The sequence below is a fragment of the Kribbella sp. NPDC004138 genome (assembly GCF_053603655.1).
Window position 1 is genome coordinate 70,160 of record NZ_JBSGFZ010000027.1, and the last position, 16,325, is coordinate 86,484.

At 69.4% G+C, this 16,325-nt stretch carries 17 protein-coding genes; 5 read left to right on the forward strand and 12 right to left on the reverse strand.

Annotated elements, in window-relative coordinates:
• Window positions 1-9 precede the first annotated feature (9 nt).
• The 3 genes from ACWEOO_RS32870 (at window position 10) to ACWEOO_RS32880 (ending at window position 2,703) form a co-directional block, all read left to right on the forward strand.
• Entirely contained in the window at window positions 10-945 is a 936-nt protein-coding gene (locus ACWEOO_RS32870) for a dihydrodipicolinate synthase family protein (protein ID WP_452146344.1), read from the forward strand.
• Window positions 946-972: 27 nt separating this feature from the next.
• On the forward strand, window positions 973-1,683 hold the full coding sequence (locus ACWEOO_RS32875; RefSeq protein ID WP_359927401.1) for a FadR/GntR family transcriptional regulator: 711 nt from the start codon (window positions 973-975) through the stop codon (window positions 1,681-1,683).
• Between the two features lie 159 nt (window positions 1,684-1,842).
• Complete coding sequence (locus tag ACWEOO_RS32880) at window positions 1,843-2,703, forward strand: DUF559 domain-containing protein (RefSeq protein ID WP_452146345.1); 861 nt, start codon at window positions 1,843-1,845, stop codon at window positions 2,701-2,703.
• A 111-nt stretch (window positions 2,704-2,814) separates the two neighbouring features.
• On the opposite strand, the gene ACWEOO_RS32885 is transcribed toward ACWEOO_RS32880, so the two are convergent.
• From ACWEOO_RS32885 to ACWEOO_RS32905, 5 genes are read right to left on the reverse strand one after another with little or no spacing between them, the layout of a single operon-like run.
• Window positions 2,815-4,455 (reverse strand): DNA repair helicase XPB, encoded by a 1,641-nt coding sequence (locus ACWEOO_RS32885; protein ID WP_452146346.1) that lies wholly within the window; start codon window positions 4,453-4,455, stop codon window positions 2,815-2,817.
• Between the two features lie 45 nt (window positions 4,456-4,500).
• On the reverse strand, window positions 4,501-5,151 hold the full coding sequence (locus ACWEOO_RS32890) for a DUF6000 family protein (RefSeq protein WP_452146347.1): 651 nt from the start codon (window positions 5,149-5,151) through the stop codon (window positions 4,501-4,503).
• Window positions 5,151-7,433, reverse strand: coding sequence for a helicase-associated domain-containing protein (locus ACWEOO_RS32895; protein ID WP_452146348.1), 2,283 nt, complete (start codon window positions 7,431-7,433; stop codon window positions 5,151-5,153). Before ACWEOO_RS32895 ends, ACWEOO_RS32890 begins: the two co-directional genes overlap by 1 nt.
• Window positions 7,430-7,957, reverse strand: a complete 528-nt coding sequence (locus ACWEOO_RS32900; RefSeq protein WP_452146349.1) for an AAA family ATPase — start codon at window positions 7,955-7,957, stop codon at window positions 7,430-7,432. The genes ACWEOO_RS32895 and ACWEOO_RS32900 overlap by 4 nt, the downstream gene beginning before the upstream one ends.
• The gene (locus ACWEOO_RS32905; RefSeq protein ID WP_452146350.1) at window positions 7,954-8,736 is read right to left on the reverse strand and encodes a GNAT family N-acetyltransferase; all 783 of its coding nucleotides are present in this window, start codon (window positions 8,734-8,736) and stop codon (window positions 7,954-7,956) included. The genes ACWEOO_RS32900 and ACWEOO_RS32905 overlap by 4 nt, the downstream gene beginning before the upstream one ends.
• A gap of 108 nt (window positions 8,737-8,844) precedes the next feature.
• Between ACWEOO_RS32905 and ACWEOO_RS32910 the strand changes: the two genes are divergently transcribed.
• On the forward strand, window positions 8,845-9,618 hold the full coding sequence (locus ACWEOO_RS32910) for an alpha/beta fold hydrolase (RefSeq protein WP_452146351.1): 774 nt from the start codon (window positions 8,845-8,847) through the stop codon (window positions 9,616-9,618).
• Here the strand turns inward: ACWEOO_RS32910 and ACWEOO_RS32915 are convergent.
• From ACWEOO_RS32915 to ACWEOO_RS32930, 4 genes are read right to left on the reverse strand one after another with little or no spacing between them, the layout of a single operon-like run.
• Window positions 9,582-9,947, reverse strand: a complete 366-nt coding sequence (locus ACWEOO_RS32915; protein ID WP_359927382.1) for a DUF427 domain-containing protein — start codon at window positions 9,945-9,947, stop codon at window positions 9,582-9,584. The two genes, ACWEOO_RS32910 and ACWEOO_RS32915, sit on opposite strands and share 37 nt — an antisense overlap.
• 50 nt (window positions 9,948-9,997) lie before the next feature.
• On the reverse strand, window positions 9,998-10,765 hold the full coding sequence (locus ACWEOO_RS32920; RefSeq protein ID WP_452146352.1) for a metallophosphoesterase: 768 nt from the start codon (window positions 10,763-10,765) through the stop codon (window positions 9,998-10,000).
• Window positions 10,766-10,784: 19 nt separating this feature from the next.
• Entirely contained in the window at window positions 10,785-12,020 is a 1,236-nt protein-coding gene (locus tag ACWEOO_RS32925; protein ID WP_355699626.1) for an Nramp family divalent metal transporter, read from the reverse strand.
• A 60-nt stretch (window positions 12,021-12,080) separates the two neighbouring features.
• Window positions 12,081-12,686 (reverse strand): SIMPL domain-containing protein, encoded by a 606-nt coding sequence (locus ACWEOO_RS32930; protein WP_452146353.1) that lies wholly within the window; start codon window positions 12,684-12,686, stop codon window positions 12,081-12,083.
• 92 nt (window positions 12,687-12,778) lie between these two features.
• Here ACWEOO_RS32930 and ACWEOO_RS32935 point away from each other — a divergent pair, with 92 nt between their 5' ends.
• A complete protein-coding gene (locus tag ACWEOO_RS32935; RefSeq protein WP_452146354.1) occupies window positions 12,779-13,714 on the forward strand; it encodes a DUF6454 family protein in 936 nt (311 codons plus the stop codon).
• Here ACWEOO_RS32935 and ACWEOO_RS32940 read toward each other — a convergent pair.
• From ACWEOO_RS32940 to ACWEOO_RS32950, 3 genes are read right to left on the reverse strand one after another with little or no spacing between them, the layout of a single operon-like run.
• Complete coding sequence (locus ACWEOO_RS32940) at window positions 13,707-14,084, reverse strand: hypothetical protein (RefSeq protein WP_452146355.1); 378 nt, start codon at window positions 14,082-14,084, stop codon at window positions 13,707-13,709. The two genes, ACWEOO_RS32935 and ACWEOO_RS32940, sit on opposite strands and share 8 nt — an antisense overlap.
• The gene (locus tag ACWEOO_RS32945; RefSeq protein ID WP_452146356.1) at window positions 14,084-14,713 is read right to left on the reverse strand and encodes a nucleotidyltransferase domain-containing protein; all 630 of its coding nucleotides are present in this window, start codon (window positions 14,711-14,713) and stop codon (window positions 14,084-14,086) included. The genes ACWEOO_RS32940 and ACWEOO_RS32945 overlap by 1 nt, the downstream gene beginning before the upstream one ends.
• A 58-nt stretch (window positions 14,714-14,771) precedes the next feature.
• Entirely contained in the window at window positions 14,772-16,235 is a 1,464-nt protein-coding gene (locus ACWEOO_RS32950) for a restriction endonuclease (protein ID WP_452146357.1), read from the reverse strand.
• Between the last annotated feature and the right edge of the window lie 90 nt (window positions 16,236-16,325).

Sequence of the window (16,325 nt, forward strand, 5' to 3'; positions counted from 1 at the left end):
GGAGACCCCTTGACCGCATCCGCCCGTCTGGCCGGCGTCGTACCGCCGCTGGTCACTCCGCTGACCCCCGAGTACGACGTCGACACCGCATCGCTGGCCCGGCTCATCCAGTACCAGCTGTCCGGGGGTGTGGACGGGGTGTTCGTGCTCGGCACCTCCGGCGAAGGCACCTTCCTGACCGACGAGCAGCGCCAGGTCGTGCTGGAGACGGCCGTCGGCGAGGTGGCCGGACAGGTCCCGGTCCTGGCCGGAGTCATCGACACGTCGACCAACCGGGTTGCCTCCCACGTCTCCGCGGCTCTGAAGGCCGGTGTGTCCGGCATCGTCGCCACCGCGCCGTTCTACGCCGCCACCCATCCCGCCGAGATCGAGCGCCACTTCACGCGCCTGGCGGAGCTGACCGGCGACACCCCGTTGTACGCATACGACATCCCGCCCCGCGCCGGCACCAAGCTGCCTGCGTCGCTGGTGACATCCCTCGGCGAGCGGGGCGTGATCGCGGGGGTGAAAGACTCGTCCGGCCAGGAAACCTCTTTGCGCGAGCTGGTCATCTCCCGCCGTGAAAAGAACCTGGACGACTTCGTGATCATGACCGGCTCGGAGGTGACGGTCGACTCCGCGCTGGCGTTCGGCGTCGACGGCGTCGTCCCCGGGCTGGGCAACGTGGACCCGGCCGGCTACGTGCGTCTGTTCAAGGCCGCGGTGGCCGGCGACGCGGCGGCGGCACGCGACGAGCAGGACCGGTTGTTCCGGCTGTTCGAGATCATCAACGTCGCGGACCGCTCGCGGATGGGGGCGAGCTCGGCGGCGCTGGGTGCGTTCAAGGCCGGCCTCTACCTGTTGGGCGTGATCTCCTGCCCGCTCACGGCGTACCCGAGCATCCCCTTGGACGACACGGAGATCGCCGCTGTCCGGCCGCTGCTGGAACGCGCCGGATTACACTGAGCGATCTCAGACAATGGGAGGCCGGCAGTGACAACGGGTGGGCTCAGCCGGGCACGTGGTGCGGCAGGCAACCAGTCCTTCATCCGGGACGCGATGAAGTCGTACATCCTGGAGCGCGGGCTGAAGGCGGGTGACCCGCTGCCCAACGAGCAGGAGCTGATGGCGCAGCTCGGTGTCGGCCGGCATCCCTTGCGCGAGGCGATGAAGGCGCTGCAGGCGGTCGGCATCATCGAGATCCGGCACGGGTACGGCACGTACGTCGGCGAGGTGAACCTGCAGTCCCTGGAGGACGGGCTCGCCTTCCGGATGTCGCAGTCGATGGCGGGTGACCTCCGCGACGTACAGAACGTCCTGGAGGTCCGCCAGGCCATCGAGGTCGGCCTCGCCGACGACGTGGTCGACCACTTCAAGCAGCACGGTTACGAGACCCTGGAACCGATCGTCGAGCGCATGGAGGCCACGGCCGCCGAGGGCAAGTACTTCCCCGACGAGGACTGGGCCTTCCACCAGGCCCTCTACGAGCCGCTCGGCAACGCCCTCGTCATCGACCTGCTCTCGGTCTTCTGGCGTACCTTCGCCCAGGTCGACGCCCGCCTCCCCGGCGCCCGCTACACCCCCGCCGACGCCGCCGCCTGGCACCGCGACCTCCTGGTAGCCCTGGAGTCCGGCAACCCCGCAACCTACGCCCACTCCATGAAGTCCCACTTCAACGGAATCCACACCCGCTTGGACTCGTAGCGACCGTGCAAGCTCGACAGGACGTATACGTCCACTGAAAGTGACTTGTCGGTCGGCTGAGCGTGCCTTGCACGCTCAGATGCGGACACGTCCTGTCGAGCTTGCATGCCTGTGGATGAACCACAGCACTGTGCGGCCGGTCTGGGGCACCATCCTCGGATGGAATCGGTCGGCGCGGTCCTCGAACGCCATGGCGGTTGGGCGACCCGGTCCGAACTGATCAAGGCGACGTCCCGCCGCGCCGTCGAGACCGCGCTCGAGTGCGGTGAGGCAGAGCGGATCGCGCTGGGGATCTATGCGTTGCCGGGTCTTCCGGCCGAAGAGCTCGCCGTGGTCGCGTACGACGGAGTGCTCTCGCATATGAGTGCAGCGCATGCGCTCGGGCTCCCGCTGCTCACAGCGCCGGAGAAGCCCCACGTCATCCTCCCTCCCAAGCGCCATCCGCGTCCGGGGCCACCGGCCGTTCTGCATTGGGCCGACACCACCTCCGGCGAACGCCGCAAGCGGATCACGTCACTCCTGCGGACTGTCGTGGATTGCTCTCGCACGCTTCCGTTCGGCGAAGCCTTGGCGGTCGCGGACGCGGCTCTCGCGACCGAACGGCTCAGCAAGGACGAGTTGCTCGCCGCCACAGCCGCGATACGTGGTCACGGATGTCCGAACGCTCGCCGAGCAGCCGCGGCAGCGAGCGGCCTGTCCGACAGTTTCCTCGAGTCAGTCCTCCGGGCGCTTCTCATCAGCGCGGGTGTCGAGGGCTTCGAACCGCAGATGCTGGTGACCCATGGGTCGTTTCGGGCTCGGGTCGATCTCGGGCACCGGGCAGCTCGGTTGGCGCTCGAGGCGGAAGGGTTCGAGTTCCACGGCTCCCGGCGCGACTTCGCCGCCGACTGTCATCGGTACGACGAGTTGGTGGCCGCCGGGTGGCTGGTCCTCCGATTCACCTACGAGCAGGTCATGGGTGATCCGGCCTGGGTCGTCGCGACCGTCAGGGCCGCGCTGGCTCAGCGGCTCGCAGGGTGACCGGGTGCCAGCTCGACAGGACATGTCCTTCGGATCGGGGCCGGTACTGCAAACGCTGAGCGTGGGGCTGACGTCCGCACCCCGACATGTCCTGTCGACCTTGCACGTTTCTCAGGCGAAGAGGTTTTCGGCGTCGACGATGGTGTAGGCGTAGCCCTGTTCGGCGAGGAAGCGTTGGCGGTGGGCGGCGAACTCGGCGTCGATGGTGTCCCGGGCGACGATCGAGTAGAAGCGCGCGGTGCGGCCGTCGCCCTTGGGGCGGAGGACGCGGCCGAGGCGCTGGGCCTCCTCCTGGCGGGAGCCGAAGGTGCCGGAGACCTGGATCGCCACCGACGCCTCGGGCAGGTCGATGGAGAAGTTGGCGACCTTGCTGACCACCAGCCGGGTGATCTCGCCGTTGCGGAACGCGTCGAACAGCCGCTGCCGTTCGCGGACCGTCGTCTCGCCCTTGATCACCGGGCATTCCAGTCGCTCGCCGAGCTCGTCCAGCTGGTCGATGTACTGACCGATCACGAGCAGCGGCTCACCGGCGTGGTGCTCGGCGATCCGGCGGACCAGCTTCGACTTGGCCGGTGTGGACGCGGCCAGGCGGTAGCGGTCCTCGGGCTCGGCGGTCGCGTACACGAACCGCTCGGTCTGCTCCAGATCCACCCGCACCTCGATGCAGTCCGCCGGCGCGATCCAGCCCTGCGCCTCGATGTCCTTCCACGGCGCGTCGTACCGCTTGGGGCCGATCAGCGAGAACACGTCGCCCTCGCGGCCGTCCTCGCGGACCAGCGTCGCGGTCAGCCCGAGCCGGCGCCGGGTCTGCAGATCGGCGGTCATCCGGAAGATCGGCGCGGGCAGCAGGTGCACCTCGTCGTACACGATCAGGCCCCAGTCGCGCGCGTCGAACAACTCCAGGTGCGTGTAGACGCCCTTCCGGCGCGTCGTCATCACCTGGTACGTCGCGATCGTCACCGGGCGGATCTCCTTGCGCGCACCGGAGTACTCGCCGATCTCGTCCTCGGTCAGGCTGGTGCGGCGGAGCAGCTCGTCCTTCCACTGCCGCGCGGACACCGTGTTCGTGACCAGGATCAGGGTGGTCGCGGACGCCTGTGCCATCGCGGCCGCGCCGACGATCGTCTTGCCGGCGCCACAGGGCAGTACGACGACACCGGAGCCGCCGTGCCAGAACGAGTCGGTGGCCTGCTCCTGGTACGGGCGCAGCTCCCAGCCGTCCTTCACCAGGTCGATCTGGTGCGCCTCACCGTCGACGTACCCGGCGAGGTCCTCCGCGGGCCAGCCGAGCTTCAGCAGGGTCTGCTTGAGGTGACCGCGCTCGGATGGGTGCACCAGAACCGTGTCGTCGTCGAGCCGGGCGCCCAGCATCGGCTTGACCTTGTTGCTGCGCAGGACCTCTTCCAGCACCGGCCGGTCGGTCGTCACCAGGACCAGTCCGTGCTGCGGATGCTTCTCGAGCCGCAGCCGCCCGTACCGATCCAGGGTCTCGGCGATGTCGACCAGCAACGAGTGGGGGACCGGGTAGCGGCTGTAGCGCAGCAGCACGTCGATGACCTGCTCTGCGTCGTGCCCTGCGGCCCGCGCGTTCCACAAGCCGAGCGGGGTGAGGCGGTAGGTGTGTACGTGCTCCGGCGCCCGTTCCAACTCGGCGAACGGCGCGATGGCCTTCCGGCACTCGTTAGCGTCCGCGTGCGCCGTTTCCAACAACAGCGTCTTGTCCGACTGCACGATCAGTGGACCGTCTGTCACCCGCAACTCCTATCGTCGCCCCGACCCTCCATTGTGCCTCCTACCTCAAAAGGACTCGGTGGCTCGGCGCTCCTCCTGCATCTCCCGGCGCGTTCCCGGGTTGCCTCCAGCGGCGAAGACGACCTCCGCGCGGATGTGCTTCGCGTAGGCCGACAGGTCTTCGTCGGCCGAGCCGGGCCAGCGCTCCCACGGGCCGCCTTCGCCCAGGAAGCGCTGGGCGTAGGCGGTGCCCAGCTGCTCGTCGAGGTAGATCAGCGTGGCGAGTGCCTGCCCCTGGCACTGGGTGTTGTGGCCCTCCGGCTCGACGGGCAAGGCGAGCACGTGGTCGAGGTAGCCGGCGAGGATCCGGGCGTCGGCCTCGGTACCGAGGCAGGCCAGCGCAGTGCAGTAGCTGTAGGTCCAGCCGAAGCCGCGTGGCCGACCCGCGAGCATGTGTTCTTCGATCACCGGGCGGAGGTCGGCCCGCTTCGCGGACGCGATCAGCCAGATTGCGGCCATGTTGGTCCGCCAGCCGCCGGATTCCAGCATCAGAGTCAGGTCTTTCGCGGGCGCCAGCCGGCCGCCCCACCGAAGGCGGAACTGGTACCACCACTGTCGCGGCCGTGGCCAGACCCACGCTCGGACGATCAGGGGCACGTAGCCGCCGTTCGGCGACCAGCGAAACATCGCCCAGAACGCTCGGTTGTCGTCGTCCATCAGTCGACCGCCCGGGCCGCGGAGATGCGGTGGAGGGCGTAGGTGCGGGGGTTGTCGGTGGTGTCGTCGTACGCGGTGAGCCAGCCGTCGGCGACGCGGACCGGCTCGACGATGCGCTCGGAGGAGTGGCCGTTGTGGTCGACGTACGCGATCCAGGTGCGGGTGTGCGCCTCGGCGGCGTTGGTGAGCACGGCGATGGTCTCCGCCGGGGCCGCGGGCTCGAGCAGGCCGTCGTCGCCGGGGCGTTCGGCGGCGATCCGGTCACCGGCGCGAACCTTCTCGATGACTGCCTTCACCTGGTCGTCCGTCAGGTCGAACGCGCTCTCGTTGAAGTCCCTGCTGGTACGACGACGCGGTGCCTCGCCACGCCGCGGCGCACCGGTCACATGCACCGATCCGTCGAACGTCTCCGCCAGCGGCGCCAGCCCGGCGTCGCGCAACCTGCTCAGCACCATGTCCGGCGGTGACGGCGACACGACCACGGTCGGTGCCAGCCGACGGAAGCGCAAACCGGGCAGATTCGAGTTGAGCAGCTGGGTCAGCACAGTCTCGTCGTCACAGCGCAGGTACGTCGACGCGGTCCCGAGCCGCAGTACGCCGTGGCGCCGCGCAACGTCGTCGATCAGGTACGCCAAGGGCTGCGGCACCGGAGTACGGGAATGCTCAGCGAGCCACGTGTGCAGCTGCTCCGCAGTACGTCCCAGGTCGAACGCACGCCGTACCGAGCTCTCACTGAACCGGTAGACACCGGCACCGCCGTCCGACTCCACGTCCGCCATCGCCGACAGCTCGTCCTGCACCGTACGCACTAGCGGTCCGGGGGCCACTGCCGTGAGATCGGCTTGCAACAGCACCTCGGAGACCGGTTCGGGCATCAGCGAACTGATCGCCTCGGCCAACTCGTCGGCAGTCGGCTCGGATCCCAGCAAAGGCTGCGCGTGCGACGCCAGCATGCCCAACCCGGTCAGCCCGAGCAGGGCGGCCTCGGACACGCTCCACTCGACCAGGTCGTCCCGGAACTGCCCACCACGTCGTGGGCGATGCCAAGCCACCCAGGTCACCACGGTCTCCGGAGCCGGCGCAGTCCCCGGACCGGCCTCGGCCAGCGCGTGCAGTGCCAGCAGCCGGATCTCCGGCGCCAGCAACCGCTCCAGGTCCGGTGCCAGCGCGTTGATCAACCTCTCGCGCGCAGCCGCAGTACTACCTGTGCTGTCGCGCCGTCCGATCAGCCCGATCGCGCGGAGACCTGAGAACCAGGCCATGACGAGCTGAGCCCACCGATGCGCCAGGTCCAGCTCCAGCCAGTCGTCGTACGAACTGGTCGGCAGCCACAGCTCGCTCGTACCGACTTCTACCGCTGCTACCAGCCCAGCGGCGTACGCCATCTCCAGCACAGCTGCAGCGGTGTGCTCCTGGGCACCGATCTTGCCAGCCAGACTGCGCAGTTCACGGACACCGACACCACCCGTACGCAGGACGGGCGGCGGCTCCGTGCCCAGCTGCTCCAGCGCCCGGTCCACCAACCGCACCAGGTCCAGAGCCGCACCGGCGGCGGCCCGGTTCGCGATAGTGGCAGACACCTTCTTGCCGTCCAGCGGCGGCGGTACCGGACGCGTCGACGCCAGCACCCGCCCGCCGCGGAGGTGCAGGCCGATCTGCCGCGGCAGCACCACCGTGTTCGCGTCCTTGGGTACGACGAGACCGCGCGCCAGCAAGCGCTCCACGGGCGTGCGCGCCGACGCGATCGTCACCGGCCGGTCGGCCTTCTCGACCGAGCCGGTCGGCGGACCCCAGGTCAGTTTGTCGAGGACCGCGCGCGCATCCGGGCCGGCGTCGTCGATCAGCTTGTCCAGATCACCGAAATGCCGGGTCGTGGTCGGGCCGAGTCCCGCCGGCGTCGGTCCGAGCAGCTCGTGCACCGCACGGATCGGACGCAGGTCGTCCTCGGCGCCCCAGACCAGGGCGAGGTCCAGCAGCTCGGCGACCCGCGGCTGGACGACCTCCACCGGCTGGCCGACGCCCCGCGCCAGCGCCTCCAGGTCCACCGGCTCCGGCAGCGCGGACAACGACTCCAGCAGGTCCACACCGAACTCGTCGAGCCGGTTGATCGCCCGCGCCGCGGACGCGTTGCTCGTACACCGGGCCGCGAGCTGCCCGGTGTCCGCGGGAATCGGCAGCGCCAGATCCGGCCGCCGCCGCAGCAGCTCACCGAGCGCGGCGTCACCCCAGCCCCGCAACGCCTCGGCGAGGGTACGGGGGCGGGTGGGCTCGGTCGTGCTCATCCCTCCAACGGTACGGGATCGGCCCCGAGGTCGGTCAGGATCCGGGTCAGGGTTTGGTCGAGCGTGCTGTCCGGGCCGATCACGGTCTGCTTGATGCCGTCGAGTACGTCGTGGTCGCGGTACCAGTCCTGCATCATGTCGGGGCTGACCTCGTGCAGGTCCCGGGTCGTGTGCCGGGCGACGGTCTCCGCGAACGGGATGTCGAAGTAGTAGTGCAGGGTCGTGCCGCGGTGGTCCGTGGTGAGCCTGCGCAGCATGTCGCCGTACCGGCCGGCGTCCAGGATGCCCTCGAGCACCACGTCGTACCCGTGGTCGAGGGTGTAGCGGACGGTGGTGTCGATGAGCCCGATGTTCACCCCGCGGGGGTGGTCGTGCTCGCGGAGCAGGACGCGGCGGATGTGGTCCTGCTCGACCCACGCCGTACCGCGGCCGAGGCGTTCACGCAGCGTCCGGGCTGTGGTCGACTTGCCGGAGCCCGAGTTGCCGCGCAGTACGACCAGACGGGTGTCCGGACTCCCCGTCACTCAGCTGCTCCGGCGTGTCCGATCCGGTGGAAGCCGACGCGTTCGTAGACGGCTGCGACCGCGTCCGACTCGGCGGACAGCAGTACGACGTCCACACCGTTGTCCAGCGCGTGCTCGACGAGGGTCGACGTCACTGCGGCCCCCAGGCCGCGCCGGCGCATGGACGGCAGCGTGCCGACGCCGACGATCTCCGTCATGGAGCCGACCGGCTGGTGAGTCCCGCTGGCAACCATGCCGTCGTCGGTGAACGCACCGGCGGTAACAGAGACCCCACGCCGCATCCGATCCTGCAGGGCCGCGACCGTGTCGGCCGCCATCCCTGCAGCCGCGGCGTCCCGCTCTGCCGGCCCGGCCGAACCAACAGCCGTGCCTGGCTCGCCGAATGCGAGTCCGGCGACCGCACGGGCCTGTCGTACCGGGCCGTCGTCGGCCGAGATGATCTCGCAGCGGGCATCTGCCACGGCAGGGCGGAAGTCCGCGCGCTCCAGCACCAGCAGGGGGTGTTCGACCACAGTGAGCCCGGCTGCCGCGGCTGCCGGACCCAACGACGGGCAGGTCTCCACGACCCACTCGAAGCTCAGCGGGATCTCCAGCTCGGCACACCGCTCCCGTACGAGCTCGATGTCAGCCGGCTGGATCGTCGCCCCGGATTTGGGCACCGGGCGTGCGTAGTACGGCCAGATCGTCGTACTGCGGAACAAAGTGAACGGCCCGACCTGTTCGGGAACCGCGCCGGACAAGGGAACCTTGTGCAGGTAGTCATCGACTCGCGTGATCATCGCGAAGCAGTGAACCATCCCGGCAGCCCAAGCGCCACCGACTATGTCGAAGTGCGTCGTCCGGCTCCGACGTCGCTGACGTCAGCCACGACGAGCGAGGAGCATCAGATGGAGAAAGTGACGTTAGCGGACGGCACGACGATCGCCTACGACCGCCTGGGCAGCGGGCACCCGCTGATCCTGGTCGGGGGCGCGCTGTGCGACCGGCACGCGCTCCGGCCGCTGGCCGACGAGCTGGCGAGCGACTGCGACGTGGTGACGTACGACCGCCGCGGCCGCGGGGACTCCGGCGACAGCACGCCGTACGACGTCCAACGCGAGGTGGAAGACGTCGCTGCGCTGCTGACGGCCTTCGGCGGCACGGCGGCGGTGTACGGGCACTCGTCCGGCGCCGGCCTGGCGGCGATCGCGGCGAGTCAGCTGCCGGTCACGAAGGTGGTGCTGCACGAGCCGCCGTACGGACCCGACGACGTGGACCCGACGGACGACGGCGAGCGGGTGCTCGAACTGATCCGCGAAGGCCGGAACCGGGAGGCCGTCGAGCTGTTCATGCTGATGACCGGTGCGCCGCAGCCCGACGCGCTGGAGGTGGCCGCGCTACCGGGTGTCGCGGAGCTCGCGCCGACGCTCGCGTACGACTTCGCGGTGATGGCCCACGAGGCCAATACACCGGTCGAGACGCTCCGTGCGGTCACGCAGCCGACCCTCGTGGTGGCCGGGACCGCGACCGCGCCGTTCATGCTCGACGCAGCCCACCGGATCGTCTCGATCCTGCCGAACGCGACGCTCACCGAGCTCCCCGACCACCACCACGTCGTACCGCCGGAGGTGCTCGCCCCGGTGATTCAGGCGATGATCTCGATGGACACCTTGTCCGGGTAGAACGCGACGTGCTCGCGGATGTCCGCGACCGCGTCGTACGGCTGCTCGTACGTCCAGACGGCGTTCACCAGGTCCGGAAGGATCGTGTAGTACGACGCGTCGCCCTTGTACGGGCAGTAGGTCTGGTGCTCGGTGCGCTCGAGCCGCGTGAAGTCGACGTCCGCGCGCGGGATGTACTGCACCGCCGGATAGTTCGCCTCCTGCAGCGACAGCGCGTCGCGGGTGTCCGCGATCACCACGTCGCCGACCTTCACGACGACCCGGTCCGGGTTCTTGCCCACGGTGATCGGGTGGTCCGGCCCGGGAATCTTCACAGTCTTGTCCGCCATAACCGCTGACAACCCCGCCCGGCCCGGCGCCATTCCCGGATCCGCGGTGGTCAGTCCGCGGTGAGCTCGACGACCAGGCAGGGGCCGCCGTCGAAGGCGCCGCCGTCGATGCCCAGGGCCAGGCCGTCGGCGTACAGGTGCGGGCCGGTCAGGAACTGCGGGTCGATGCCGAGCTGGTCGGCGACGATGCTGTGGCCGTGCACGATCCGGCGGCCGCCGAGATGCTGCAGCATGATCCGGGCCACCTCGGGACCGCTCGGGCCGCGGAACGCGTACCGCGACGTCATCCGGCGCCAGATCTCCCACCACACCTCGATGTCGTCGGAGTGCAGCTCGGCGCGGGCGGCGGCGTTGATCTGGTCGATCGTGTCGCCCCACTCGACGTACTCGGCGGTGTCGGAGTGCATCAGCAGCTGGTCGGCGTCCAGCCCGAGCATCGGCCGGTCGAGCAGCCAGGCCACGTCGTCGTCGGTGAGCAGTTCTTGGTCGCGGTCCTGGCCGCCGTTCAGGGCCCAGGAACGCTCGAAGCTGCGCAGCGTGAGGCCGTCGTGCGGGACGAACGTGTCGCCGAACTTGAACATCCCGAGCGCCAGGATCTCGTGATTGCCGAGCAGCATCCGGACCGCGCCGTCGGGTGCCTGGTCGATCAGGCCGCGCACGAAACGCAGGACGCCGATCCCGTCCGGGCCGCGGTCGAAGAAGTCGCCGAGGAACCACAGCCTGACGTCCACGCCCGCCCAGTTGCCGTCGGCATCGGTGAGGCCGGCGGCGTGCAGCGCGGCGGTCAGTTTCTCCAGGTGGCCGTGGATGTCGCTCACGGCGTACACCCGGGTCACGTCATCCCCGCAGCGTCAGCACGATCAGTACGACGTTGAGGGCCGTGACGGCGGTGGCTACCAGGCATGCCGCGAGAGTAGTCGCCCGGCGGTTGACGAAGTCGCCCATGACGCGCCGGGAGGCGGTCAATCTCACCAACGGCCAGAGCGCGCACGGGATGCCGAAGCTCAGCACCACCTGCGAAACCACCAGTGCGCGGCTGGGGTCGATGCCGATCGCAAGGACGAGCAGCGCGGGGATCAGCGTGATCAGGCGCCGCACCGGCAGCGGGACGTGACGCTGCCAGAAGCCGTCCAGGATGACCGAGCCGGCGTACGTCCCCACCGACGAGGAGGCGAAGCCGCTGGCGAGCAGCGCCAGCGCGAACAGCAGGGCCGGCAGCTGACCGAGCCGGTCACCGATCGCGACGTGGGCCGCCTCGAGGGAGTCGGCGCCCGTGCCCTTGAGGGCAGCCGCGGCCACCACGACCATCGCCAGGTTGACCGCGCCGGCGAGCGCCATCGCGACCGCGACGTCGAGCCGGGTGGCCCGCAGTACGCGGGACTTGCCGTTCTCGGAGCGGATGGTCTTCCAGTGCCGGTCCGTGACCAGTGCGCCGTGCAGCCAGATCGCGTGCGGCATCACGGTCGCGCCGAGCATGCCGGCCGCCAGTACCAGCGACTCCGTGCCGTCCAGCCGGGGCACCAGGCCGCCGACGACGCTGCCGGCCGACGGGTCCGACTTCACGGTGGACACCACGAAGCCGACCAGGACGACGGCGAGCAGACCGATGATCGCGGCCTCGAACGGCCGCTGACCGCGTTTCGACTGGTAGACCAGCAGCGCGAACGACACCACACCGGTGATCACGCCGCCGACCAGCAGCGGTACGCCGAACAGCAGGTTCAGCGCGATCGCGCCGCCGACCACCTCGGCCAAGTCGGTCGCGACCGCCACCACCTCGGCCTGCGCCCACAGCCCGGTCGACGTCGAGCGCCGGAACTCGTCGCGGCACAGCTGCGGCAGGGTCCGCCCGGTCGCGATGCTCGCCTTGGCCGCCAGGTACTGCACCAGGACGGCCATCAGGTTGGCGCCGACGACCACCCAGCACAGCAGGTAACCGTAGGTCGCACCGGCGGCGATGTTGGTGGCGAAGTTACCGGGGTCGACGTACGCGACGGCAGCCACGAACGCCGGCCCGAGCAGTAACAGCCCGGACCGACTCAGTTGCCGCCGCAGCGGTGCCGGTGCGTACATGAGAGAAGTCTCTCTGTCTGTACCCAGCGCGCAACCCCTGTGCGCGTTTTGAGACGCGGGTTACGCCCAGGCGAAGTGCACCTGGAGCGAGACCACGACGGATTCGTCGCCGGGTACAACGTTGATTGCGGAGTCGTACGCGCCTTTGGCCCCGAGCATGGCCTCAGGACGCATCGGGAAGTGACCCTGGGTTTCGGAGATCGCGGTCACCGAGCCGAGTGAGTAGCCGGACAGGGCAGCCAAGTGCGCCGCCTTCTCCTTGGCCTCCTGGAAGGCCAGCTCCCGGGCCTGGGCCAGCAGCGCGGACTTGTCCTCGATGTCGAACTGCAGCCCGTGCAGGGCGAGGCTGTTGCCGATAGCACCGACAGCCGCGTTCAGCAGCGCGCCGAAGCCGGTCAGGTCCTTCGTCTCCACCAGTACCGTGTGCGAGGCCCGGTACGCCGGGTCGGTGCCGGGCTCCCGGTACTCCTGGAACACGCTCACAGAACTGGTCCCCAGCTGCGAGTCCTGGACGCCCTGGGCGCGCAGAGCCGCCAGCACGGCGTCCGTCCGCTCCCCGACCGTAGCGACAGCCGCCGCCACATCAGGTGCGACCTGCTCGACGCCGAACGTCACCCGCAGCACATCCGGCTTACCGGAGACCTGGCCTGACCCGACAACACTCACCCCTGTGTCCATAACGGTCAGTCTGGCATCACCTGCAAGTCATCTGGGCATCTCACACTGCAGCATCGACTTTCGATCCGAGGAGACCGTCAATGCGCAGACGACTGCTGACATTCGCCGCCCTGACCGGTGTGTTGCTCACCGGTCTGACCACCGCCCAGGCAACCGGGCGGGACTCCGACGTCACGCGTGCCTTCCAGGCCACGGACCGCAGCACGGCCTGGAAGCTGGTGCAGCGTGTGCCGTTGAAGTTCCCGACGTACCACCCGCAGGGGATCGCGCTGGTCGGGGACCTGATCTTCCTGAGCAGCGTCGAGGTGCTGGAGGCGCCGGTGAAGTACCCGGTGCCGGTGGACGGGTACGACCGGACCCCCGGGAAGGGGATCGGGCATGTCTTCGTGCTGGACCGGCAGGGGAATCTGAAGAAGGACATCCGGGTCGGTGAGGGCACGGCGTACCACCCGGGCGGGCTGGACTTCGACGGGAAGGACGTGTGGGTGCCGGCGGCGGAGTACCGGCCGAACTCGCGGGCGATCGTCTACACGGTCGACCCGAAGACCTACCGCGTCACCGAGCGTTTCCGGGCGCAGGACCACGTCGGGGGAGTGGTGCGCGACCGGACGACCGGCCAGGTCCACGGGGTGAGCTGGGGCTCCCGCACGCTCTACGACTGGACGCCCGCCGGCAAGCAGCTCGGCAAGATGGCCAACGAGTCCCACCTGCTCGACTACCAGGACTGCGACTACGCCGCCCGCGGCAAGCAGCTCTGCGGCGGCGTCACGACCCTGCCCGGCCCCAGCAACACGTCGTACGACCTCGGCGGCCTGGCCCTCCTCGACCTCCGTACCAACCGCATCCTGCACGAGATCCCGTTCCCGTACTTCTCCCCGACCACCAACCACAGCGCCACCCGAAACCCGGTGGCCCTCGAAACCACCCCCACCACCCTCCGCCTCTACACCGCCCCCGACGACGGCGAAAACCCCGGCGGCACCGAACTCCAGCTCTACGAGAGCCCGCTCAAGTAGGCGTCACGGCCTGTGCGGTCGCGAGCAGCCGGGTCGCCCAGTCGATGCTCTTGGCTGCGTCCGCGGCAGACACCGAGGCGGCTTGGTACTGCGGCTTGGACTTCAGCCTCAACAGCCGGGACAGCGTTGCGCTGCTGTCCCGGCCTGCCGGCCCGGAACCCTTCAGCTCCGCGATCGCCTCCGCGTGATTGTCGGACTTCTTGGTCCGTCCGGTGAGCGCGAGACAGATTGCGTCCTTGGAGTTGATCCCTGAGGTCACGGCGTTGGACGCCGCCGCGTTGTAGAGCTCGAGGTCGTTGGTGAGGTCTGCGGCTTCGAGAAACTCGCGAGCCTTCGCCAGGTGCGCTCGGGCTTCGTCGAGTGCGGGCACTAGCCGGCCTTTCGATCGAGGGTTTGCCGTGGCGTGCTGCCGGTGATCGGTACGGCGTCGCGCCGGAGCTCGCTGACAATGCGCTCCTTGTGACTGATGAGATCGCGCACTTCTTGAGCGCTGTACTCCACAACCTCGCAGGAGTTACCGGACCAGAGACTCGCGTGCGCCGCGAGTGTGTCGACCTGCCTGATCCAGACAGGGTCCGACTCGTCGACCTCGTCCGGCCGGACGATCAGCAGATCGAGGTCGCTGGCGGCGTCACCTTGTCCCCGCGCTGTCGAACCGAAGAGCCAGATCGCCTTCGCAGGAATACCCCAGGCTTCGGCTTCTGCCTTGATCCGGTCGAGCAGTACGTCGCGGAGCCGTGCGAGCTGATCGATCGCCGGGGCCGCGACATGATCCCGGTTGAGCGTGTAGAGCCGGGCACGACCGGCCGGCTCGGCGATGACGACGCCGTTGTCGACCAGGTCGTCCAGAACCTTCTGGACGCCGCTCGGACTGGCCGGAGAGTGCAGGAGCCCAGCCACGGCCCGGCCGGTCAGCGCGCGATCGGTTCGGGCGAGCACGCCGAGAACTCGGCCGTGCAGCCCCGGCACCACACTGGACATCGGTTCCGAGAAGCGCATCCGCAATCCACCTCCGTTGCCCACTATAGCAAGCATATGCCCACTTTTGAGAACATGGTCAGCTGGCGCGGCGGATGATGCGGGCGGGGATGTCGTGGTGGTGGCAGAGGGCCAGTAGGGCGGTGCCGTCGATGAGTTGGAGGGGTTTGCCGTTGGCGAACTGGTAGCTGGTGGGGCCGAAGCCCGAGGTGGTGATCAGGATGCCTTTGGTGGCGCCGGCGTCGACGACGGTGCCGAAGAGGTCGCGGACGGCGGACGGTGGGACGGTGCGGGTCCAGAGCTTCGCCTGGACGACGAACTTGCCGCCGGTGATCGGCCGGGGGTCGTAGGCCACGCAGTCGATCCCGCCGTCCGTCCCGCGCCGGAACAGTCTGGTCTCCAGCCCCATCCGCGTGAGCAGGTTGTGCACCAGGTGCTCGAAGGCCTCGGGAGTGAGCTCCAGCAGGTTCGGGCGGGCGTCGATCTCGCTGATCACGTCGACCGCCTCGACGGTGCGCGGGTCGGCGAGGTCGAATTCCAGCACCGGCTCGACCGGCTGCAGCTCCTCCGGGTGCCGTGACACCTCAGCGGCGAAGTAGTGCCGTACGCACGCCACCGGATCGAGCTGGTCGAGCACCAGCGCCTGGTACTGCTCCCGGGTCGCCCGCAATGTGATCAGACAGGGCCGCACGGTCTGCCCGGTTGTGAGGTCGACCGACTCGACCATCCCGTTGAACACCACGGTCTCGACCACGCCGTACCTGTCGCTCCCGAACACCAAGTGCAGCGCGCGCAGAGCCAGCTGCGCCACCAGTTGCTGATACAGGCGCCGCAGCTCCAGCGGCTCCCGCAGGACCGGCAGCACCGCATCCAGCGAGCGGTCATAGCGGTACGACGCCTCGGCCGGTACGGCGTTGACGTCGGGCAGATCCCACTCCACAGCGAGCAGCGTCGACTCGGGGACGTACCCGACCTTGCGCCGGCGTGGAAAGTCGAGCGGCTCGGGTACCCGGTCCAGCGCCCGGGTGAAGTACCGCGTCACGGCGGCGCGGTCGCGTGTGCGGACCGCGTGTTCGTACGCGTCGATCCGCGCATGCTGTTCCGCGTTCGCCTCGTCGAGCCGGCGCTGGTGCTCGACCTGCTCCCGCAGCGCTCGTGCCACCCGCTCTTTGCGGGCTTCCTCAAAAGCACGGTGCCGCTCGATCGCCTCCGCGAACCGGTCCTCCGCGTCGGCGAGCCGGCGTGCAAACCGGCGCTCGGCGCCCCACCACCGGAACCGGCCCGGCGGCTGGGGCACGAACGCATCCCAGACAGGTCCGGGATGCGCCTCGAGATCGGCCGGCGGCACGGTCGGCGGCGCGCGCCGCGGAACCCGCTTCAGGGTCTGCAGATCGGTGCCGTGGACGTCGACCGCCAGCGCGCCGGCGAGGATGCCGCCCAGGACCTGGACGCGTTCCTGCGCCGCAGCGGTACGTTGCGCCGCCTCGGCAGTACGCCCGGGCGGACGGTCGCTGCGGGCGTGACCTTCCACGGATCGGCCCATCGCCTCACACCTCTCCACTCCAAGGTAACGGCCCAAACACGCTCCGCGACCGACGTGACGCAGAGTTGGTAAGGACATTGCTTGCCGTCC